Source organism: Arthrobacter sp. U41 (assembly GCF_001750145.1).
Classification (GTDB): Bacteria; Actinomycetota; Actinomycetes; order Actinomycetales; family Micrococcaceae; genus Arthrobacter.
Genome location: NZ_CP015732.1, coordinates 3,713,549 through 3,733,139 on the forward strand (window position 1 = coordinate 3,713,549; position 19,591 = coordinate 3,733,139).

General features: G+C 67.9%; 19 protein-coding genes. 1 reads left to right on the plus strand and 18 read right to left on the minus strand.

The window, feature by feature from the left end; genetic code table 11:
- Nucleotides 1-5: 5 nt before the first annotated feature.
- The 9 genes from gmk to pyrR all read right to left on the minus strand — a co-directional run bounded on the left by gmk (nucleotide 6) and on the right by pyrR (nucleotide 10,262).
- Nucleotides 6-578 (minus strand): guanylate kinase, encoded by a 573-nt coding sequence (gmk, locus tag ASPU41_RS16890; protein WP_069951893.1) that lies wholly within the window; start codon nucleotides 576-578, stop codon nucleotides 6-8.
- Between the two features lie 24 nt (nucleotides 579-602).
- Nucleotides 603-938 (minus strand): integration host factor, actinobacterial type, encoded by a 336-nt coding sequence (gene mihF / locus ASPU41_RS16895; RefSeq protein WP_069951894.1) that lies wholly within the window; start codon nucleotides 936-938, stop codon nucleotides 603-605.
- A gap of 329 nt (nucleotides 939-1,267) precedes the next feature.
- Nucleotides 1,268-2,134, minus strand: coding sequence for an orotidine-5'-phosphate decarboxylase (gene pyrF, locus ASPU41_RS16900; protein WP_069951895.1), 867 nt, complete (start codon nucleotides 2,132-2,134; stop codon nucleotides 1,268-1,270).
- Nucleotides 2,127-5,483 carry a carbamoyl-phosphate synthase large subunit gene (gene carB, locus ASPU41_RS16905; protein WP_069951896.1) on the minus strand — a complete coding sequence of 1,119 codons (3,357 nt, stop codon included), beginning with the start codon at nucleotides 5,481-5,483 and terminating at the stop codon, nucleotides 2,127-2,129. The genes pyrF and carB overlap by 8 nt, the downstream gene beginning before the upstream one ends.
- Nucleotides 5,483-6,733, minus strand: coding sequence for a glutamine-hydrolyzing carbamoyl-phosphate synthase small subunit (gene carA, locus ASPU41_RS16910; RefSeq protein WP_069951897.1), 1,251 nt, complete (start codon nucleotides 6,731-6,733; stop codon nucleotides 5,483-5,485). The genes carB and carA overlap by 1 nt, the downstream gene beginning before the upstream one ends.
- Nucleotides 6,714-7,232, minus strand: coding sequence for a PH-like domain-containing protein (locus ASPU41_RS16915; protein ID WP_069951898.1), 519 nt, complete (start codon nucleotides 7,230-7,232; stop codon nucleotides 6,714-6,716). The genes carA and ASPU41_RS16915 overlap by 20 nt, the downstream gene beginning before the upstream one ends.
- On the minus strand, nucleotides 7,232-8,608 hold the full coding sequence (locus tag ASPU41_RS16920) for a dihydroorotase (RefSeq protein WP_069951899.1): 1,377 nt from the start codon (nucleotides 8,606-8,608) through the stop codon (nucleotides 7,232-7,234). Before ASPU41_RS16920 ends, ASPU41_RS16915 begins: the two co-directional genes overlap by 1 nt.
- Nucleotides 8,608-9,651, minus strand: coding sequence for an aspartate carbamoyltransferase catalytic subunit (locus ASPU41_RS16925; protein ID WP_069951900.1), 1,044 nt, complete (start codon nucleotides 9,649-9,651; stop codon nucleotides 8,608-8,610). The genes ASPU41_RS16920 and ASPU41_RS16925 overlap by 1 nt, the downstream gene beginning before the upstream one ends.
- Entirely contained in the window at nucleotides 9,648-10,262 is a 615-nt protein-coding gene (gene pyrR, locus ASPU41_RS16930; protein ID WP_069951901.1) for a bifunctional pyr operon transcriptional regulator/uracil phosphoribosyltransferase PyrR, read from the minus strand. The genes ASPU41_RS16925 and pyrR overlap by 4 nt, the downstream gene beginning before the upstream one ends.
- Nucleotides 10,263-10,399: 137 nt before the next feature.
- On the opposite strand from pyrR, the gene ASPU41_RS16935 reads away from it, so the two are divergent.
- On the plus strand, nucleotides 10,400-11,668 hold the full coding sequence (locus ASPU41_RS16935; protein ID WP_069951902.1) for a PrsW family intramembrane metalloprotease: 1,269 nt from the start codon (nucleotides 10,400-10,402) through the stop codon (nucleotides 11,666-11,668).
- A 117-nt stretch (nucleotides 11,669-11,785) separates the two neighbouring features.
- On the opposite strand, the gene nusB is transcribed toward ASPU41_RS16935, so the two are convergent.
- From nusB to ruvX, 9 genes are all read right to left on the minus strand, one after another.
- Nucleotides 11,786-12,196 (minus strand): transcription antitermination factor NusB, encoded by a 411-nt coding sequence (nusB, locus tag ASPU41_RS16940; protein ID WP_069951903.1) that lies wholly within the window; start codon nucleotides 12,194-12,196, stop codon nucleotides 11,786-11,788.
- A complete protein-coding gene (gene efp, locus ASPU41_RS16945) occupies nucleotides 12,196-12,759 on the minus strand; it encodes an elongation factor P (RefSeq protein ID WP_024368580.1) in 564 nt (187 codons plus the stop codon). The genes nusB and efp overlap by 1 nt, the downstream gene beginning before the upstream one ends.
- Nucleotides 12,760-12,940: 181 nt before the next feature.
- Entirely contained in the window at nucleotides 12,941-13,459 is a 519-nt protein-coding gene (locus ASPU41_RS16950) for a tetratricopeptide repeat protein (protein ID WP_069951904.1), read from the minus strand.
- Nucleotides 13,459-14,550 (minus strand): 3-dehydroquinate synthase, encoded by a 1,092-nt coding sequence (gene aroB, locus ASPU41_RS16955; protein WP_069951905.1) that lies wholly within the window; start codon nucleotides 14,548-14,550, stop codon nucleotides 13,459-13,461. The genes ASPU41_RS16950 and aroB overlap by 1 nt, the downstream gene beginning before the upstream one ends.
- Nucleotides 14,547-15,140, minus strand: a complete 594-nt coding sequence (locus ASPU41_RS16960) for a shikimate kinase (protein ID WP_069952772.1) — start codon at nucleotides 15,138-15,140, stop codon at nucleotides 14,547-14,549. Before ASPU41_RS16960 ends, aroB begins: the two co-directional genes overlap by 4 nt.
- An 11-nt stretch (nucleotides 15,141-15,151) precedes the next feature.
- Nucleotides 15,152-16,351: a chorismate synthase gene (gene aroC / locus ASPU41_RS16965; protein WP_069951906.1), complete on the minus strand. Its 1,200-nt coding sequence runs from the start codon at nucleotides 16,349-16,351 to the stop codon at nucleotides 15,152-15,154.
- A gap of 26 nt (nucleotides 16,352-16,377) precedes the next feature.
- A complete protein-coding gene (locus ASPU41_RS16970) occupies nucleotides 16,378-17,301 on the minus strand; it encodes a shikimate dehydrogenase (RefSeq protein ID WP_069951907.1) in 924 nt (307 codons plus the stop codon).
- A complete protein-coding gene (gene mltG / locus ASPU41_RS16975) occupies nucleotides 17,298-18,989 on the minus strand; it encodes an endolytic transglycosylase MltG (protein ID WP_069951908.1) in 1,692 nt (563 codons plus the stop codon). Before mltG ends, ASPU41_RS16970 begins: the two co-directional genes overlap by 4 nt.
- Nucleotides 18,970-19,584 carry a Holliday junction resolvase RuvX gene (gene ruvX, locus ASPU41_RS16980; RefSeq protein WP_069951909.1) on the minus strand — a complete coding sequence of 205 codons (615 nt, stop codon included), beginning with the start codon at nucleotides 19,582-19,584 and terminating at the stop codon, nucleotides 18,970-18,972. The genes mltG and ruvX overlap by 20 nt, the downstream gene beginning before the upstream one ends.
- Between the last annotated feature and the right edge of the window lie 7 nt (nucleotides 19,585-19,591).

Sequence of the window (19,591 nt, forward strand, 5' to 3'; positions counted from 1 at the left end):
GGCGCCTAGCGCGGGTTCGGGGTCAGCCCCATGAGTGAAACAAGCTCGTCCGCTGCCCGTCGAACGTCATCATTGATGACGGTGTGGTCAAACTCCGGTTCAGCGGCAAGTTCTAGTTTAGCGGTTTCCAGCCTCCGCTGCTGTTCTTCGGCTGTTTCCGTGCCGCGGCCCACGAGGCGGCGGACCATTTCGTCCCAGCTCGGGGGCGCGAGGAAGACAAACTGCGCCTCCGGCACCGCCTGCTTGACCTGCCGGGCGCCCTGCAGGTCAATCTCCAGCAGCACGGAACGGCCGTCGGCAATCGCAGCGTCCACGCTGCTGCGCAGCGTGCCGTAGCGGTTGCGTCCGTGGACCACGGCCCACTCCAGCAGTTCCCCGTTTTCGACCAGGGAATCAAATTCCTCGGCTGACTTGAAGAAGTAGTGGACGCCGTCGATCTCGCCGGGCCGCGGAGGGCGCGTGGTCGCCGAGACGGAAAGCCAGACGCCGGGATAGTTGTCCCGGATGTAGGTGGACACTGTGCCTTTACCAACAGCCGTCGGGCCGGCGAGGACTGTCAGTCCCGGTTTGTTGCTCACATATTCCTTCGGGCGGGGTTGGAGTCAGCCCGGTGGACCGGGCTGTTTGTCGTCTATAAAATCTACCAGCGCCCGGCGCTGGTGAATTCCCAGGCCGCGGACCCGCCGCGAGGCCGCGATCCCGAGTTGTTCCATGATCGCCGCGGCGCGCACCCGCCCGATGCCGGGCAGCGCCTCGAGCAGTTCCACGATCCGCATCCGGGCGATCGCATCGTCGGTCTGCCCGGCACTGAGCAATTCCGCGATTGTCAGGGTGCCTGACTTTAGGCGGTCCTTGGCTGCGGCCCGGGTGGTCCTGGCGGCGGCGGCCTTCGCGAGGGCGTCGGCACGCTCCTGCGGAGTGAGGGGTCGCAAACTCACTGAATGCCTCCCTGCGTTGTCGGACGGACCGCACACGGCCCGTCCGGACGGGCCGAACAGTGCCCCGGCCGGTACCGCGGACTTGTCCTGAACCTACCGTCTCGGCCTGGCAGAAATCAATGGACAAGTTCCGCTGCGCAGCCCCGTTGACGCGCGGCCCCGGCCCTGGGCGCAGCCGGATGTGCCGGCGGCGTTCACTGCGGCTTGAGTTCGCCGTAGAAGTACGATGCTGTGACGCCGCCGTCCATGAGGAAGTCGCTGCCGGTGATGAACGCGCCGTCCCTGCCTATGAGGAGCGCGCCGCAGTCCCTGCCACCCGGGGGTCTGTCCTAGGCCGCGCGCAGCTCCTCAAGGGTCCGCCGGGCGGCGTCACGCAGGTCCTGGATCCGCGGTCCGGCACCGAGGATGTCCCGGCTTGAGGTGCCCAGCACCTGGCCGTAGGCGCTGCCGAAGGTGCGGCGCAAGTCCGCTGCCGTGGCGCCCTGCGCACCGAGTCCCGGGGCGAGGATCGGGCCGCGCACCGCGGCGAGGTCCAGGTCAAGGTCCGTGAGCGCGGAGCCGACGGTCGCGCCGACGACGAGTCCGGTTGAACCCATCTCCCCCGGGTAGCGCCGGTTCTCCGCGGCTGCCGCCCGGACGATCCGGCGGGCCACGGAATCCGCGCCGCCAACGTGCTGGACGGAGGCGCCCTCAGGGTTCGAGGTCAGCGCCAGGACAAAGACGCCGCGGCCGGTCTGTGCCGCGAGGTCCAGGGCCGGCCGGAGCGATTCGAAGCCCAGGTACGGGCTCAGTGTGACCGAGTCAGCGGCCAGGGCCGAACCGTCGCGCAGCCAGGCATCGGCGTAAGCGGCCATGGTGGAGCCGATGTCGCCGCGCTTGGCGTCGGCAATGGTCAGGACCGAGGCCTCCGCCGCTGCGGCGAGGACGCGTTCCAGGACGGCTATTCCGGCCGAACCGTGCCGCTCATACAGCGCTACCTGCGGCTTGACCGCGGCAGCGAGCGGAGCCACCGCCTCCAGGACGCAGAGCGAGAAGCGCTCCAGCCCGGCGAGGTCGTCGTTCAGTCCCCAGCTCTGGAGCAGGGCCGGGTGCGGATCGATCCCGACGCACAACGGACCGCGGTCCGCCATGGCCCGGCCCAGCCGGGAGCCGAAGGACTCCCGGCCGGTGGGGTCAGTGGTGACAGTCTCAGGCATGTGCGGATGTTTTCTGCGTTTCCGCGGCCAGCGAGACGCGTTCCTGTGAGACGCGTTCCTGGGACGCAAACAGTGCCGCGGCGTGCTCCTGCAGGCTCGTGACCGACCACTCGTAGGTCCGCAGCGCCTCGATCGCCTGGACGGCGGCGTTGAACTCGGCAACCGTGGTGATGCAGGGGATGCCGATCGACGTCGCCGCGGCGCGCAGTTCGTAGCCGTCACTGCGGGCTTCGCCGCCGGAGGGGGTGTTGAAGACCATGTCGATCTCGCCGGCGATGACGAGATCTGCGATGGTCCCCTCGCCTTCGGCGCTGGAGCCGTCGGCGACCTTCCGGACCGGGGTGGCCTGGATGCCGTTGCGGCGCAGCACATCGGCGGTGCCGCCGGTGGAGACAATCTCGAAGCCCAGGTCGGAGAGCCGCTTCACGCCCATGATGACCGAGCGCTTGTCCCGGTTGGCCACGGAGACGAAGATCTTGCCCTCGGTGGGCAGCGCGTTGTTCGCGGCCGCCTGGCTCTTGGCGAAGGCCGTGTCGAAGTGCTTGTCGATGCCCATGACCTCGCCGGTGGAGCGCATTTCCGGCCCGAGCAGCGAATCCACCACCTTGCCTTCAGGGGTGCGGAAGCGGCTGAACGGCAGCACGGCCTCCTTGACCGAGACCGGGGCGTCCAGCGGCAGGGTGGAGCCGTCGCCGGTTTCCGGCAGCATCTTGTAGGCCGTGCGGAGCTGGTTGATGGTCACGCCGGTGCCGATCAGGGCCGCCGCCTTGGCCATCTGCACGCCGGTCGCCTTGGAGACGAACGGGACGGTGCGGGAGGCACGCGGGTTGGCCTCCAGGACATAGAGCACATCGGAGGCCAGGGCGAACTGGATGTTGATCAGGCCGCGGACCCCCACGCCCTCGGCGATCGCCAGCGTGGCGGTGCGGACCCGCTCCAGGACGTTGTTGCCCAGGGTGATGGGCGGCAGCACACAGGCCGAGTCGCCGGAGTGGATGCCGGCTTCCTCGATGTGCTCCATGATGCCGCCGAGGTACATTTCGGTGCCGTCGTAGAGGGCGTCGACGTCGATTTCGACGGCGTCCTCGAGGAACCGGTCGATCAGTACCGGATGGTCCGGGGTGATCTCCGTGGCGTTGGCGATGTAGCGGGAGAGATTGGGCTCGTCGTAGACGATCTCCATGCCGCGGCCGCCGAGCACGTAGGACGGCCGGACCAGGACCGGGTAGCCGATCTCGTCGGCGATCTTCTTGGCGTCCTCGAAGGAGACGGCGGTGCCGTTCTTCGGTGAGATCAGTCCGGCCCGGTCGAGCACCTGGGAGAAGGCGCCGCGGTGCTCGGCGAGGTCGATCGCTTCCGGTGAGGTGCCGAGGATCGGCACGCCGGCGTCGGCGAGCTGCTGGGCGAGCTTGAGCGGGGTCTGGCCGCCGAGCTGGACGAAGACGCCCATCACTCCGCCGGTGCGCTCCTCGGCCGCGATGACCTCGAGCACGTCCTCCAGCGTGAGCGGCTCGAAGTACAGCCGGGTGGAGACGTCGTAGTCGGTGGAGACGGTCTCGGGGTTGCAGTTGACCATCACGGTCTCGTAGCCGGCCTTGCGCAGCGCCATGGAGGCGTGGACGCAGGAGTAGTCAAACTCAATGCCCTGGCCGATCCGGTTGGGCCCGGATCCGAGGATGATGATGGACGGCTTGGCGTGCAGCGCGACCTCATCCTCCTCGTCGTAGGAGGAGTAGTGGTAGGGCGTGTACGCGGCGAACTCTGCGGCGCAGGTGTCCACGGTCTTGTAGACCGGGCGGATGCCGAGGGCCTGCCGGACGCCGCGGACGACGTCCTCGGAGTTGTGCGTCAGGGCACCGATCTGCTCGTCGGAGAAGCCGTGGCGTTTGGCCCGGGTCAGCATCTCCGGGGTCAGGGCCGCGGCCTTGCGGATCTCGATGGAGATCTCGTTGAGCAGCTGGAGCTGGTCCAGGTACCAGGGGTCGATCTTCGTCGCTTCGAAGAGCTGCTCCACGGTGGCACCGCCAAGCAGGGCGCGCTGGACCTGGTGCAGCCGGTCGGTCGTGGGCCGCTTGGACTTCTCGATCAGTTCCGGGACTTCCCATTCCGGGACGTGGCTGAAGTCCAGCTGGGAGCCCTTCTGCTCGAGGGAACGCAGCGCTTTCTGCAGTGCCTCGGTGAAGTTCCGGCCCATGGCCATGGCCTCGCCCACCGACTTCATGGTGGTGGTCAGCGTGGGGTCCGCCGCCGGGAACTTCTCGAAGGCGAAGCGCGGGACCTTCACGACGACGTAGTCCAGGGTCGGCTCGAAGGAGGCCGGGGTCTTCTGCGTGATGTCGTTCGGGATCTCGTCCAGGGTGTAGCCGAGCGAGAGTTTGGTGGCGATCTTGGCGATCGCGAAGCCGGTGGCCTTGGAGGCCAGGGCTGAGGAGCGGGAGACGCGCGGGTTCATCTCGATCACGACGACGCGGCCGGTGTCGGGCTCGATGGCGAACTGGATGTTGCAGCCGCCGGTGTCGACGCCGACCTCGCGGATGACGGCGATGGAGATGTCGCGCAGGCGCTGGTACTCGCGGTCGGTCAGGGTCAGGGCGGGGGCGACGGTGATCGAGTCGCCGGTGTGCACGCCGACCGGGTCGAAGTTCTCGATGGAGCAGACGACCACGACGTTGTCGTTCTTGTCGCGCATCATCTCGAGCTCGTATTCCTTCCAGCCCAGGATGCTCTCTTCGAGCAGCACCTCGGACGTGGGGCTGTACTGCAGTCCCTGCCCGACGATCCGGCGGAGGTCGTTCTCGTCGTAGGCGAGGCCGGAGCCAAGGCCGCCCATGGTGAAGGAGGGCCGGACGACCATCGGGTAGCCCAGGTCCTGCGCGGCGGTGAGCGCCTCGTCGATGGTGTGGATGATGTGGCTGCGGGCCGATTCGGCGCCGCAGCGCTCCACCACGCCTTTGAACTTCAGCCGGTCCTCGCCGAGTTCGATGGCGGCGATGTTGGCGCCGATCAGCTCCACGTTGTACTTCGCCAGCACGCCGTTCTTGTCCAGCGCGATGGCGGTGTTGAGCGCGGTCTGCCCGCCCAGGGTGGGCAGCAGCGCGTCCGGGCGTTCCTTGGCGATGATCTTCTCGACCACTTCGGGGGTGATCGGCTCGATGTAGGTGGCGTCGGCGAACTCCGGGTCGGTCATGATCGTGGCCGGGTTGGAGTTGACGAGGATGACGCGGAGGCCTTCCTCCTTGAGGACGCGCAGCGCCTGGGTGCCGGAGTAGTCGAATTCGGCCGCCTGGCCGATCACGATCGGGCCGGAACCGATGACCAGGACACTCTTGAGGTCAGTTCTCTTGGGCATTACTTCTTGTCCTCAGTCTTGGATTCGGTGGAAGTTTTGGAGGCTGCCTTCTTGGTGTCCGCCATCAGGTCGATGAAGCGGTCGAAAAGGTAGGCGGCGTCGTGCGGGCCGGCGGCGGCCTCGGGGTGGTACTGCACCGAGAAGGCCGGGATGTCCAGGCAGGACAGGCCTTCGACGACGTCGTCGTTGAGGCTCACATGGCTGACCTCGACGCGGCCGAAGCGCTCCTCGGGGGCCTGGGTGGCGCCGTCGAGCGGGGCGTCGACGGCGAAGCCGTGGTTCTGCGAGGTGATCTCGACCTTGCCGGTGCGGCGGTCCATCACGGGCTGGTTGATCCCGCGGTGGCCGTAGCGCAGCTTGTAGGTGCCGAAGCCCAGGGCACGGCCCAGGATCTGGTTGCCGAAACAGATGCCGAAGTAGGGAATCTTCTCGTCCAGGACCGAGCGGAGCAGCTTGACCTGGTTGTCGGCGGTCGCGGGGTCCCCCGGGCCGTTGGACATAAAGAAGCCGTCGGGGTTGACGGCCTGGACATCGGCCAGGGTCGCGGTGGCCGGCAGCACGTGCACCCGGACGCCGCGCTCGGCGAAGCGGATGGGGGTCATCCGCTTGATGCCGAGGTCGATGGCGGCAATGCTGAAGCGCGGTTCGCCGTCCCAGCCCCAGTCCTTCGGTTCCACGGTGTAGGCCTTGTCGACGCTGACTTCCTCGGCCAGGCGTGAGCCTTCCATCGGGGCGCTCGCCAGGACGGTGTCGACGAGTTCCTTGTCGGTGGCCCGGACGGCGTCGCCGGAGAAGATGCCGGCGCGCATGGTCTTGTGCTCGCGGAGGTGGCGGGTGATGGCGCGGGTGTCCACGCCCTGGATGCCGACGATGCCCTGTTCGACCAGTTCGTCGTCGAGGCTGCGTTCGGAGCGCCAGTTGGAGGGGCGGCGGGCGGCGTCGCGGACGATGTAGCCGGCCACCCAGATCCGCCGGGACTCGGCGTCGTCCTTGTTCACACCGGTGTTGCCGATGTGCGGGGCGGTCTGGACCACGAGCTGGCGGGCGTAGGAGGGGTCCGTGATGGTTTCCTGGTAGCCGGTCATGCCGGTTGCGAACACGGCCTCGCCGAGCGCGGTTCCGGTGGCGCCGTAGCTGGTGCCGCGGAAGATCCGGCCGTCCTCGAGCACGAGGGCTGCGGGCGTGGATGCTGCTGCGTTTGATGTCATCTGGTTCGGGTCCGTCACGTTGTTACTTTCCACTATCGGCATTGGCCTGAGGGGCCGCGGGGATCAAATCTTGCAGGGCGTTGAGGAGGGTGGTTTTGTCTTCGGCGTGCCGGGTGCGGAATCCGGAATCCAGTTCGCGGGTGCCGAGCATCCAGCTGAGCACCAGCAGCCCGTCCTTTTCGACGAACTTTCCGGCCATGCCGCTTTCCTGCCGCACCCCGGTGAGCCTGGCCGCGGGGATGAAGACCGGGCCGGCGCCGGAGCGGTCGAAGAGCACGCCTTCCGGGTGGACGCTCAGTTCGGCGTTGGTGCGGATGCCCAGATTGTGGACGGCGATCCGGTCCAGCCAGTCACCGGCTGTGGTGGAGGCGACGTACTGCCCGTCGGCTGCTGCCAGCGGCGCGCCCAGTTCCGCGGGGATCTCCGGCAGCGGGTCGACGTCGGCCTGGCGGCGCAGGCGGTTCCGCCAGCCGACCGCCAGCATGGCGAAAATGCCAACGGCGAGGGCCAGCATCAGCAGGAAGAAGGGAAGTTTGTCCATCAGTTGCTGCCCGCCGCCGCGGTGCCGGAAAACTCTGTGTTCTCCGGGAGCCACCGGTACGGGGTGTTGAGCTTGCCGTCGAGGACGGTGGGGTGGCCCTTGAAGAATGTCGCCACCACCTTGCCGGGAAGTTCCCGGCCGGCAAACGGAGAGTTACGGCCCATGGTTGCCATCTTAGAAGGGTCCACGGTCCAGCGCGCAGCCGGGTCCACCAGTGTGACGTTGGCGGGCTCGCCGGCGTCGAGCGGGCGGCCCTGGTCGGCCAGCCGGCCGATCGCGGCCGGAGCGGCGGAGGTGACGCGGGCGAAGTCCGCCCAGCCCATCAGCCCGGTTTCGATCATGGTGTGCTGCACCACCGACAGCGCGGTTTCCAGCCCGGTCATGCCCATGGCCGCCTGGGCCCACTCGCATTCCTTGTGCTCGCTCGGGTGCGGGGCGTGGTCGGTGCCCACGACGTCGATCGTGCCGTCGGCCAGTGCGGCGCGCAGGGCCTGGACATCGGCGTCGGTGCGCAGCGGCGGGTTGACCTTGTAGACCGGGTCGTAGCTGCGGGCAAGTTCGTCCGTGAGCCAGAGGTGGTGCGGGGTGACCTCGGCCGTGACGTTCACGCCGCGGGACTTGGCCCAGCGGATGATCTCCACGGACCCGGCGGTGGAGACGTGGCAGACGTGCAGCCGGGAGCCGACGTGCTGGGCGAGCAGCACGTCCCGGGCAATGATGCTTTCCTCGGCGACGGCGGGCCAGCCGGTGAGTCCGAGGACGGCGGAGACCTCGCCCTCGTTCATCTGCGCGCCGGCGGTGAGCCGGGGTTCCTGCGCGTGCTGGGCCACGACGCCGTCGAACGCCTTGACGTATTCCAGTGCGCGGCGCATCAGCACGGGGTCGTGGACGCAGATGCCGTCGTCGGAGAAGACCCGGACCCGGGCGCGGGAGTCTGCCATGGCGCCGAGTTCGGCGAGCTGCTCCCCCGCGAGGCCGACGGTGACCGCGCCCACCGGGCGGACGTCCACCCAGCCGGCGGTGCGGCCCAGGGTGAGGACCTGTTCGACGACGCCGGCGGTGTCCGCCACCGGCGTGCTGTTCGCCATCGCGTGCACGGCGGTGTAGCCGCCCAGGGCCGCGGCGCGGGTGCCGGTCTCGACCGTTTCGGCGTCTTCGCGGCCGGGTTCGCGCAGGTGGGTGTGGATGTCCACCATGCCGGGCAGGGCCACGAGTCCGGCGGCCTCGATGACGGTCGCGCCGTCGGCCGGGAGGTTCTTGCCGCGTTCGGCGATGATCCCGTCCCGGATCAGGAGGTCTTCAGGTGCTCCGCCGAGAATGGCGGCGCCCCGGATCAGGTAGGCGCCGGTGCCTGCGTCCTGTTGCTGTGATGCCATCAGTGGCTCTCCTTGGTGACGTTGGCGGAGTTGTTCTCTGCGGAGGTGGAATGAGTGGAGTTCGCTTGGTGCGCCGGTTCGCGGGTGTCCCCGGAGAGCAGCAGGTAGAGGGCCGCCATCCGGATGGACACGCCGTTGCGGACCTGGGCCAGGACCGTGGAGCGGGGCGAGTCCGCCGCGGCGGAGGAAATCTCCAGGCCGCGGTTCATCGGCCCGGGGTGCATGATGATGGTGTCCTTGAAGCCCAGGCTGTCCAGGGCGCGGAGCCGGTTGTCGTCAAAGCCCCAGCGGCGCGAGTATTCGCGGGTGGTGGGGAAGAAGGAGGCGTTCATCCGTTCGCCCTGCACGCGGAGCATCATCACCGCGTCCACGCCCCGGGCAAGGGTCTCGTCGAGGTTATAGCTGACGCTGCACGGCCACTTTTCCACCCCGATCGGCAGCAGCGTGGGCGGGGCCACCAGGGTGACTTCGGCGCCGAGGGTGCGTAGCAGCCAGACGTTGGAGCGGGCCACCCGGGAGTGCAGCACGTCCCCGGCGATCGCGACCCGCATGCCGGTGAGGTCCGCACCGGCGGACGCTGTGCCGGCCAGCTTCGACCAGTGCCGGCGCATCGTGAAGGCGTCCAGCAGCGCCTGGGTGGGGTGTTCGTGGGTGCCGTCGCCGGCGTTGATGACGGCGGCGTCGATCCAGTCCGTGGCGGCGAGCCGGTGCGGCGCGCCGGAGGCCCAGTGCCGGATGACGACGGCGTCGGCCCCCATCGCCGAGAGCGTCTGCGCCGTGTCCTTGAGCGATTCGCCCTTGGAGACGGAGGAGCCCTTCGCGGCGAAGTTGATCACGTCGGCGGAGAGCCGTTTGGCGGCGGCTTCGAAGGAGATGCGGGTGCGGGTGGAGTCCTCGAAGAACAGGTTCACCACGGTCCGGCCGCGCAGCGTGGGAAGCTTCTTGACCTCACGCTCCCCAACGGCCGCCATTTCCTCGGCGGTGTCGAGAATGCGGATGGCGTTGGACAGGCTCAGGTCTTCCGTGGAGAGCAGGTGCTTCACGCGGTCGCCTCGATGACCACTTCGTTGACGGGGGTGCCGTCTATTCCCCCGCCGCCGGCGGAGTCGGTTTCCTCGAGCCGGACCCGGACCTTCTCGGACGAGGAGGTGGGGAGGTTCTTGCCGACGTGGTCCGCTCGGATGGGAAGCTCCCGGTGGCCGCGGTCGATCAGCACCGCGAGGCGGACGATGCGCGGCCGGCCGAGGTCGATGATCGCGTCGAGCGCGGCGCGGATGGTCCGGCCGGAGTACAGGACGTCGTCGATCAGCACCACCACCTTGTTGTCGATGCCGGTGCGCGGCAGGACGGTGGGGTACGGCGGGCGCAAGCCCTGGTGGGAAAGGTCGTCGCGGAACATGGTCACATCGAGCTGCCCCACGATCGCGGCGGGGTCCACGGTGGGATCGGCGGCGGCAATCTTGGCGGCAAGGCGCACGGCGAGGGGGTAGCCCCTCCGCGGGATGCCCAGCAGGACCAGGTCCTGGGAGCCCTTATTGGACTCAAGAATCTCATGGGCGATACGAGTGAGTGCACGGTCGATGTCCGCCTGGTTGAGTACCACTCGGGTGAGTACAACCTTGGCCGGAACCGGTGCTTCTGGGACAGAAGTCAACGCTCGTCTCCCCTTTCCCCGCCTCACGGGACGGAATTAAAAAAGGATGGTTTGCCCTTTCAAATTACCACAGCGGGGCTGACGCCCCGGCGCCGCGGGCATGCGTTTAACCTCACACGGACATTAGGCTCGAGTCCATGACGACGAACGAGCCGCGGCCGGGGCGAGACCACCCGGGCTACTCCCCCGGCGGCCAGGGGCCGCTTCCCCAGCAGGCCAACCCGACGTGGCTGGGCCATGTCCAGCCCGAGTTCTACCGGCCGGCTCCGGCCAACGACCGCGGCCGGTTCCGGCCCGCACCCCTGCCGGCCCTTCCGGCGGTCCGGAGCCGCCGCCGTTCCGCCGGCGTTGTGGGGCTGGCGCTGGCCGGCGGTTTCCTCGCCTTCATCAGCCTGTTCATGGTCCTGCCCTTCCTGCTGGGCAGCACCGGCATCTCCGGGTTTGTTATCGGCTTTATCGCCTCGCTGGTTCCGCTGGCGACCGTGCTGCTGACGGTACGCTTCATTGACCGCTGGGAGCCCGAGCCCAAGGCGCTGCTGCTGTTCGCCTTTGTGTGGGGCTCCGTCGTGTCGGTTGCGGTGACGATGCTGGTTCAGCCGTACTTCTCGCTCGTGGCCGGGCCTGCCTCCGGCCTGGACTACACGACGTTTGCCGTGACGGTCCAGGCGCCGGTGGTCGAGGAATTCGCCAAGTCCCTGGGGCTGCTGTTGCTCCTGCTTTTCGCCCGGAAACATTTCGACGGGCCGGTGGACGGTGTGGTGTTCGCCTTCACAATCGCGGCCGGCTTCGCGTTCACCGAGAACATCCTCTACTTCGGCCGTGCCATCGCCGAATCCGGCGATCCCGGGACCGACCTCGCTGTGGTGTTCTTCCTCCGCGGGGTCATGTCACCGTTCGCCCACGCCATTTTCACCGGCACCACCGGGCTGATCATGGGCCTGGCCGCGCGCCGCTGGCACAACGGGCTGTCCGTGCTGGCGTTCGGCGTCGGACTGGTTCCCGCCATGCTGCTGCACAGCGGCTGGAACAGCATGGGCCCGAACTTCCTGGCCCAGTACGTGCTGGTACAGGTGCCGACTTTCCTGCTGGCGGTCCTGGTCATCGTGCTGCTGCGGGTCGCGGAGCGCCGGCTCACCCGCCAGCGGCTTAAGGAGTACGCGGCGGCCGGCTGGTTCACCGGGGCCGAGGTGGACATGCTGGCCACCGGTGCCGGCCGGCGTGCTGCCCTGCGCTGGGCCAGGTCCGTCGGCCGCGGCCCGCAGATGAGGACCCTGCTCCATGCCGCAACCCAGCTCGCCTTCACCCGGCAGCGGATCCTCAGCGGCCGGGACGTGCCGGCGCACCAGCTCGACGAGCGGCACCAGCTCGCCGAAATCGCCGCCCTCCGGGCCGCCGTCGTCGGCTGACAGTCGCACTTCACCGCGGCCCCGGCCCTGCACCGGGCCGAACCCCGGATGTCCGGGAACGAAAGAACCCCGCCCCGGGTGACCCGGGCGGGGTTCTTCGTTTCGGAACGAGCTGTTTCAGGCGAGCAGCGAAGGCTTCAGCTGCTGCAGCCGGCCCAGCAGGCCGTTGATGAACGACGGCGACTCGTCCGTGGAGAGGGTCTTGGCAAGCGCCACGGCCTCGCTGACGGCAACGCCGTCGGGAACGTCGTCGTTGTAGAGCAGTTCCCAGGTGCCGATCCGCAGGATGATGCGGTCCACCGAGGGCATCCGCTCCAGGGTCCAGCCCTGCGAGTAGGTTTCCAGGAATTCGTCGATCGCGCTCTGGTGCGAGACAACGCCCTCAACGATTTCGAGGGTGTACGGGTTGACGATCTGGTCCGTCTGCTCGCGGCGGGACTTCAGCACATCGAACGCCGACACGGAACGCTGTTCCGCCTCGAAGAGAACATCCAGGGCCCGGTTACGGGCCTTACCGCGTGCACTCACTAGTCGTTGACCCGCCCAAGGTAGCTGCCGTCGCGGGTGTCGACCTTGACCTTGGTGTTGTTCTCGACGAACAGGGGCACCTGGATCTCGTAGCCGGTTTCGAGGGTGGCGGGCTTGGTGCCGGCCGAGGAGCGGTCGCCCTGCAGGCCCGGCTCCGTGTAGGTGATCTCGAGCACGACGCTCGGGGGCAGCTCGATGTAGAGCGGGTTGCCCTCGTGGATGGCGATGTTCACCATCTGGTTCTCAAGCATGAAGTTGGTGGCGTCACCGACGGTTGCGCCGGGAACCGTGAGCTGGTCAAAGTCGGACGTGTCCATGAACACGAAGTCCGCGCCGTCCTGGTACAGGTACTGGTAATCGCGGCGGTCCACCGTGGCGGTCTCGATCTTGAGTCCGGCGTTGAAGGTCTTGTCAACGACCTTGCCGGACATCACGTTACGCATCTTGGTGCGCACGAACGCGCCGCCCTTGCCGGGCTTGACGTGCTGGAACTCAATGATGTTCCAGAGCTGGCCCTCAAGCTTGAGGACGGTTCCGTTCTTGATGTCGTTAGTGGTTGCCACTGTTTCCTCTGGTTTCGTTTTTGGCTGCTTCTAGCCGCCAGCCGGTTTATGCCGGGCAAGCATGCCTAGTGGCCTGCCAGCGCGTATTTATCAAAAATCCAAGTACCATTCTACCGGCTTCGGCGGTCCGCTGCCTGACATGCCCGTGCGGTGCCTCCGCGGGGGCCCCGGCTGCCGGTTCTCAGGAGGCGAGGTCGAGCACGTCCCGGGCGCGTTGCAGCGCCACGGTCGAAGCGTAGATCTGGGCCGCGTCGGCGGATCCGGCCACGCGCAGGTCCAGCGCCTTGGCAAAGTTTTCGACGGCGGCGGCAATGTTGCCGCTGGTGAAGTAGGAGCGGCCGAGCAGCTGCCGGATGTCGGCCTCGTCCGGGGTGCCGCGGGTCTCCGCCAGCAGGTGGCGGAACAGTTCGACCGCCCGGTCCAGCCGGTGGGAGACCCGCAGTACATCCGCTTCGAAGATGCGCAGGCGCAGCGAGGAGGGGTCGTTGTACCGGGCTTCGGCCAGCAGTTCCGCGGCTTCGGCGGGGTGCCCCTCGACGAGGCGCACGAAGATCAGGTCACCGGGGTCGGTCGAGGCTGCCAGCGCTGCGGCGACGGCGTCCTCGTTGACGATTTGCGGCACCAGGGTGTCCGGGTTGATCTTGATCCCGGCCAACCCTCCGTCCGGCCAGTCGCTGGTGCCGCCTGTGGGGAATGGCATCAGGAGGCGATCTCCTGGTACGCGGCGAACAGCAGCGAGGTGTCCGGGACATCGAGGATTCCGGGGCGGGCCACGCCGTCGAGCACCACGAAGCGCAACAGGTCGCCCCGGGACTTTTTGTCCCGCCGCATGCCGTCGAGCAGTGCCTGCCAGCGGTCGCGGCGGTAGGTAATGGGCAGCCCGAGGCTTTCCAGGATGCTGCGGTGCCGGTCGGCGTCCGCGTCACTGAGCCGGCCGACGCTGCGCGCCAGTTCCGCGGCGAACATCATCCCGACGGAGACGGCGGCGCCGTGGCGCCAGGAGTAGCGCTCGGCAAGTTCGATTGCGTGGCCCAGGGTGTGGCCGTAGTTGAGGATCTCGCGCTGGCCGGTTTCCTTCAGGTCTTCGGACACGACCCTGGCCTTCACCGCAATGGCGCGTTCAATGAGTTCCCGCACGGCCTCCGAGCGGGGGTCCGAGACGGCGGCCGGGTCCTTTTCGATCAGCTCCAGGATGGCCGGGTCGGCGATGAAGCCGCACTTGATGACCTCGGCCATGCCGGAGATCATCTCGTTCTTGGGCAGCGTGTCCAGGGTGTCCAGGTCTGCGAGCACACCGGCGGGCGGGTGGAACGCCCCGACGAGGTTTTTGCCTTCGGCAGTGTTGATCCCGGTCTTGCCCCCCACGGCGGCGTCCACCATGCCGAGCAGGCTCGTGGGCATGTGGATGACCTTGACCCCGCGCAGCCAGGTCGCGGCCACGAATCCGGCAAGGTCGGTCACGGCCCCGCCCCCGACGGCGACGATGGCGTCCGAACGGGTGAAGTCGTTCTGGCCGAGCACCTGCCAGCAGAAGGAGGCCACCTCGATGTGCTTGCCTTCCTCGGCGTCGGGAATTTCGGCCGTGAGTGCCGTGAACCCTGCCGTGGAAAGTTCCTCCCTGACGGTGTCGCCGGTGAGGCGCAGCGCGCGGGGGTGGACGACGAGTACCCGTTTTACCCGCTCCCCCAGTAGCCCGGGCAGGTTTGCCAGCAGGCCGCGGCCCACAACGACATCGTAGTTCTCACCGGGCGTCTGCCCGGTGACCTTGATGACTGTTGATTCAGTGATCACTTTTCAACTTCCTTTGTCGCCGCTGGCGTGGTTGCCGCCGCGGTTCCCGCGGCGGCATAACCGCGCAGGGCATTTTCAATCCTGTGTGCCAGATCAGGAACTGATCCGTCGCGCACGTCGATTACCAGGTCGGCCAGCCGTTCGTAGACCGGCCGGCGGGTGGCGAACAGCGACTTCCATCGTTCCATGGCATCGCCAGCCAGCAGGGGCCGGCCGGAATTCCTGGCAATACGTTCCGCCACAGTGTCCGCGTCGCACTCAAGGTAGACCACGGTGCAGTGCTGAAGCAGTTGCTGGGTGCCGGAGTCCAGCACGGCGCCACCGCCCAGGGAGATGACGGTGTTGCTGCCCTGCGCGTTTTCGATGGCCCGTGCGACGGCACGGGCTTCAAGCTCCCGGAAGGCTCGCTCACCGCGGCTGGCGAAGATCTCCGCGATGGACCCGTGGTTCGCGACCACCACCACATCGGTGTCCACGAACGCCGCTCCCAGCTGCTGCGAAAGCTGGTGTCCGATCGCTGATTTGCCCACCGCCATCGGCCCGATCAACGCGATCGGCCTGGCGGTCCTCCTGGCCGGCACTGCCGGCATTTCAGCCGGCACTACTGGCCGATCGAGTCCAGGGACGCCGGAATGTTGTCCAGATAACCCTTGATGTTGCGGGCGGTCTCCTGCACGGAGTCGCCGCCGAACTTTTCCGTAACGGCCTCGGCCAGGACAAGGGCCACCATGGCCTCGGCGACGACGCCGGCCGCGGGCACCGCACAGACGTCGGAACGCTGGTGATGGGCCTTGGCGGCCTCGCCGGTGCTGACGTCGACGGTCTTGAGGGCGCGGGGCACGGTGGCGATCGGCTTCATCGCGGCGCGGACACGGAGCACGTCGCCGATGCTCATGCCGCCTTCGATGCCGCCGGCGCGGTTGGACGTGCGGATGATCTTGCCGTCGGCGTCCTTGACAATCTCGTCGTGGGCGGCGGAGCCGCGGCGTGAGGCGGTGAGGAAGCCGTCGCCGACTTCGACGCCCTTGATGGCCTGGATGCCCATCAGGGCGGCCGCAAGCCGTGAATCGAGGCGGCGGTCCCAGTGGACGTAGCTTCCCAGGCCCGGCGGGAGCCCGTAGGCGAGGACCTCGACGACACCGCCGAGGGTTTCGCCTTCCTTGTGCGCGATGTCGACCTCGGCGACCATGGCGTCGGAGGTTTCGCGGTCGAAGCAGCGCAGCGGGTCGGCGTCGAGGGCCAGGACATTGTCCGGGACCGGCAGCGGCCGGCCTTCCGGGACCGCGGTGCTGGCGATCGACACCGTGTGCGAAACGAGCTCGATGCCGAGCTGTTTGAGGAAGGCGGAGGCGACGGTGCCCAGCGCCACGCGGGTGGCCGTTTCGCGGGCGCTGGCACGTTCCAGGACGGGACGCGCCTCGTCGAAGCCGTATTTCTGCATGCCGGTGAAGTCGGCGTGGCCGGGCCGCGGGCGGGTCAGCGGGGCATTGCGTGCCTGGTCAGCGAGGATCTCCGGGGCCACAGGGTCGGCAGACATGATCTGCTCCCATTTGGGCCATTCCGTGTTTCCGACCTGGATGGCCACGGGGCCGCCCTGGGTGAGGCCGTGGCGGACGCCGCCGAGGATCGTGACCACGTCCTGTTCAAACTTCATCCGCGCGCCGCGGCCGTAGCCGAGCCGGCGGCGGGCCAGCGAATCGGCGATCCGGGCGCTGGTGAGTTCCACACCGGCGGGCACGCCTTCGATAATTCCAACCAGTGCCGGGCCATGGGATTCTCCGGCGGTCAACCAACGCAACATAAAATCCATCCTGCCATGTACGGCGGTTAGAACACCCGTCGGGGCGCCCCGACTGCGTCACACATCACATCTATGACTTCAGCCGGCACGGCCTCACCGAGGCCGGTGAAGTGGCGGACCTGTTCCACGGCCTGGTAGATGAGCATCTCGAGTCCGGGGACAACGGTGCCGCCGGCTTCCTGCCAGGCAGCGGCGATCCGGCTGGGCCAGGGGTCGTAGGCGACGTCCAGCAGAACACCGGACAGGCCCGGCGCGCTCTCACGGGACGTCTCCCCGGTGCCCGGGGCGAACCGCTCTGCAAGTTCTTCGGCCAGCGGGTCAGCGGCGTGCGGCGGCAGCGTGGAGATCACGACGTCGGCGCGGGCGAGGGCGGCAGCCGCCCCGCCCAGCGGGAGGATCCGGACAGGCATGCCGAGGGCGGCGGCGGCCGCCCGTGCCTCCGCGGCGCGGCTAACGTCGCGGACAAACAGCACTGCTTCCGGCGCGCCCAGTTCCTGCAGCGCTGCGATGGCGGCGGCTGAGGTGCCGCCTCCGCCCAGGATAACGCCGTTGGGGGCGGAAACGGCGCCGGCGTGGCGCAGCGCGTTGACGATTCCGGCGACGTCCGTGTTGTAGCCGACCAGACGGGTGGAGCCGGTGCTGTCCCCCGGCGCCGGCGGCTCAAACGCGACGGTGTTCACGACCCCAAGGACGCGGGCAACCCCGCGGACCTCGTCCACCTCGCGGGCCATGCCGGCCTTCAGCGGCATGGTGACCGACAGCCCGCGCCAGCTGTCTCCCTGCCGCACGTCCTCCCGGATCCGGTCCATAAAGGCCGGCAGCGCGTCCTCGGTCACATCGATCGCCGAATAGTCCAGCTTCACACCGAGGTAGGCGTAGGCGGCCCGGTGCAGCGCGGGCGACTTCGAATGGCTGATCGGATGCCCGAGCACGGCGGCCCGGGGCGTCATACGCAGCGTCCGGGGTTGGCCTCACACCACGCGTTGTATCTGGCGACGTAGGTGTTGTGCTCCGCCAGCGTCTTGGAGAACAGGGTTTCCTTGGTGTCCAGGTTGATCGTCACCCAGTACAGGTAGTCGTTCGTCTTGGGTTTGGCGGCCGCGTCGATCGCCGTCTTGCCCGGCGAGCCGATCGGCCCCACCGGCAGGCCCTGGTTGGCGTAGGTGTTGTACGGGTTGGACTTGTCGGCCTTCTGCGCCTCGTCAATGTGGAAGCTCTTGATGCCGAGCCCGTAGGTCACCGTTGCGTCGGACTGGATCAGCCCGTTCGTCTCGATGTTGTCCGGCTTGAGCCGGTTGTAGATGGCACCCGCCACGTCGCCGTACTCCGCCTGGCCGCCTTCGGCCTGGACGATGCTGGCGACGGTGATGACGTCGTACTGTTTCTCGGGATCGGTGACGCCCTGGGACGTGAGCTCGTCCAGGGTCGTGGTCACAAGCTTCTGCAGCACGTCCTTGGCCGGGGTGCCGAGCGGGAACCGGTGCTCGCCGGGGGCGAGGAATCCTTCGAGGTTCTGGGCCCTGGCCGACACACCGAACTGCCCGGGCGAGTCGCTGAGCTCCTTGAGTTGGGCGACCGGAACGCCGGTGCCCTCAGAGATGGCCTGGAGCGATTCGCCGATCCTGAGCCCGGCGCTCAGGGCGAAGTACATGACCTTGTCCTGGTCCCGGTTCAGCAGTACGGCCACGGCGTCGGAATTCTTCATTTCAGTGCGCATGGTGAAATCACCGGGGGCCAGCGCACCGCCGGAGGCCAGGAACTCCCGGAGGAAGGTGTCCGCGTTCGCGACCACCTTCTTTTCCTGCAGTTCGGTTGCCACCGACTTCGGCCCGGAGCCCGGCGGCACGGTGATAAGGACCTCACCGGTTCCGGGGCCGGGGAAGTCGGCCAGCGTGTCGCCGCCGAGGAGGGGTTTAAGGAACTGCGCGCCGACGGAGACCGCCACCACGAAGACCAACAGGGTCAGCAACAGCGCAAAGAAGCGGCGCCGGCGGCGGACCTTCTTGGACGGGCCCTTCGTCGTGCGGATGGCTGAACCTCCGGCCAGGACAACCTGGCCGTCTTCCTCGTGGTGGTATTCGTCCGGGCGGGCATCCGCATCGGCGTAAACGTAGCGTGCTTCCCCGGAGGGGTGGACGGCGTGGCCGTCGTGAATCTCAGAGTCATGGCGGGGTTCGTAGCCGGGGACAAAGTCGGCGGCATCCGGGGCTGCGTCCTCCCGGGCCACCTCCCCCGGGTACTCGTGCAGGGGCTCGTCGTAAACGGGCTCGTGGTGCAGGGGCTCGTTGTGAGCCTGCTCGACAGGGACGGGCTCGTTGTGCACCGCCTCGTCGTGCACGGGCTGTTCGTGCAGGGGCTCGTCGTGCACGGGCGCCTGGGTGGCGCGCTCCGGCACAGGTTCCTCATGGGCTTGTTCATGGTGCACGGTCGGGGCCGACGCGGGCGGCTCAGGCGTGCCGGCGGGCTTAACCGGCGCTGCCGGGGTCTCCTCGCCGGTTTCGAAGGCCTGCGGCGGGATGGCGTCGTGTTCCTGGGTCCGCTGGATTTGCTCCCGGGCCCTGATCTCTTTACGCGTCAGCGAACGGCTGAGGCCGCCGAAAGCGTCACCGGAGGCGTCGTCACTGTTGACCGGGCTCACTGTAGCCTTCCATTTTGGGCAGAATGCGTTGTGCAGAATGTGTGTCTAGCGCCGGACGGGCTTGAGCGCCATCCGCGCTTGGCCCCGGTGCGGACTCCGCGTACACGCGGCTTCCGACCTCCGTCCCCCTGGCCTTTTGCATATCGATTGCATGTTGCAGGATACCTGCGGCCGCAACCTGATCAACAACCTTACGGTGATTTCGGCTGCTCATGCCAGCCTCGTGCAGGTTCCGGTGGGCGGTAACGGTGCTCAGCCGCTCATCGACCAGCCGTACCGGTACCTCGCAACCGCACTCCCACAGTTTACCCGCCAGTAGCTTTGCGTAGTCTGTGGCCATCCGGGCCGAGGCATGTTCCTCGCCCTTCATTGTCCGCGGCAGGCCCACAAAGATCTCGACCACGCCGAGTTCCAGGGCCAGAGCCGCAAGGATCCGAACGTCGGTGTCCTTCTTGGCGTTCCGCTCCAGGGTGCGCAAGGGTGTGGCCAGGATACCGTCACGGTCGCAGACCGCCACACCGACCCTGACGGTGCCCACGTCCACCCCGAGTTTCACGCCCTTGGGGTAGACGCCGGGCACGGCAGCTTCGTTCATGTCTCGT

Excerpts from the sequence above, each read along its gene's own strand:
- aroC (WP_069951906.1), bottom strand. The coding sequence starts at position 16,351 with ATGTTGCGTTGGTTGACCGCCGGAGAATCCCATGGCCCGGCACTGGTT.
- ASPU41_RS16915 (WP_069951898.1), bottom strand. The coding sequence starts at position 7,232 with ATGGACAAACTTCCCTTCTTCCTGCTGATGCTGGCCCTCGCCGTTGGC.
- pyrF (WP_069951895.1), bottom strand. The coding sequence starts at position 2,134 with ATGCCTGAGACTGTCACCACTGACCCCACCGGCCGGGAGTCCTTCGGC.
- carB (WP_069951896.1), bottom strand. The coding sequence starts at position 5,483 with ATGCCCAAGAGAACTGACCTCAAGAGTGTCCTGGTCATCGGTTCCGGC.
- ASPU41_RS16920 (WP_069951899.1), bottom strand. The coding sequence starts at position 8,608 with ATGGCATCACAGCAACAGGACGCAGGCACCGGCGCCTACCTGATCCGG.
- ASPU41_RS16950 (WP_069951904.1), bottom strand. The coding sequence starts at position 13,459 with ATGCCATTCCCCACAGGCGGCACCAGCGACTGGCCGGACGGAGGGTTG.
- carA (WP_069951897.1), bottom strand. The coding sequence starts at position 6,733 with ATGCCGATAGTGGAAAGTAACAACGTGACGGACCCGAACCAGATGACA.
- ruvX (WP_069951909.1), bottom strand. The coding sequence starts at position 19,584 with ATGAACGAAGCTGCCGTGCCCGGCGTCTACCCCAAGGGCGTGAAACTC.
- ASPU41_RS16970 (WP_069951907.1), bottom strand. The coding sequence starts at position 17,301 with ATGACGCCCCGGGCCGCCGTGCTCGGGCATCCGATCAGCCATTCGAAG.
- ASPU41_RS16935 (WP_069951902.1), top strand. The coding sequence starts at position 10,400 with ATGACGACGAACGAGCCGCGGCCGGGGCGAGACCACCCGGGCTACTCC.
- ASPU41_RS16960 (WP_069952772.1), bottom strand. The coding sequence starts at position 15,140 with ATGCCGGCAGTGCCGGCCAGGAGGACCGCCAGGCCGATCGCGTTGATC.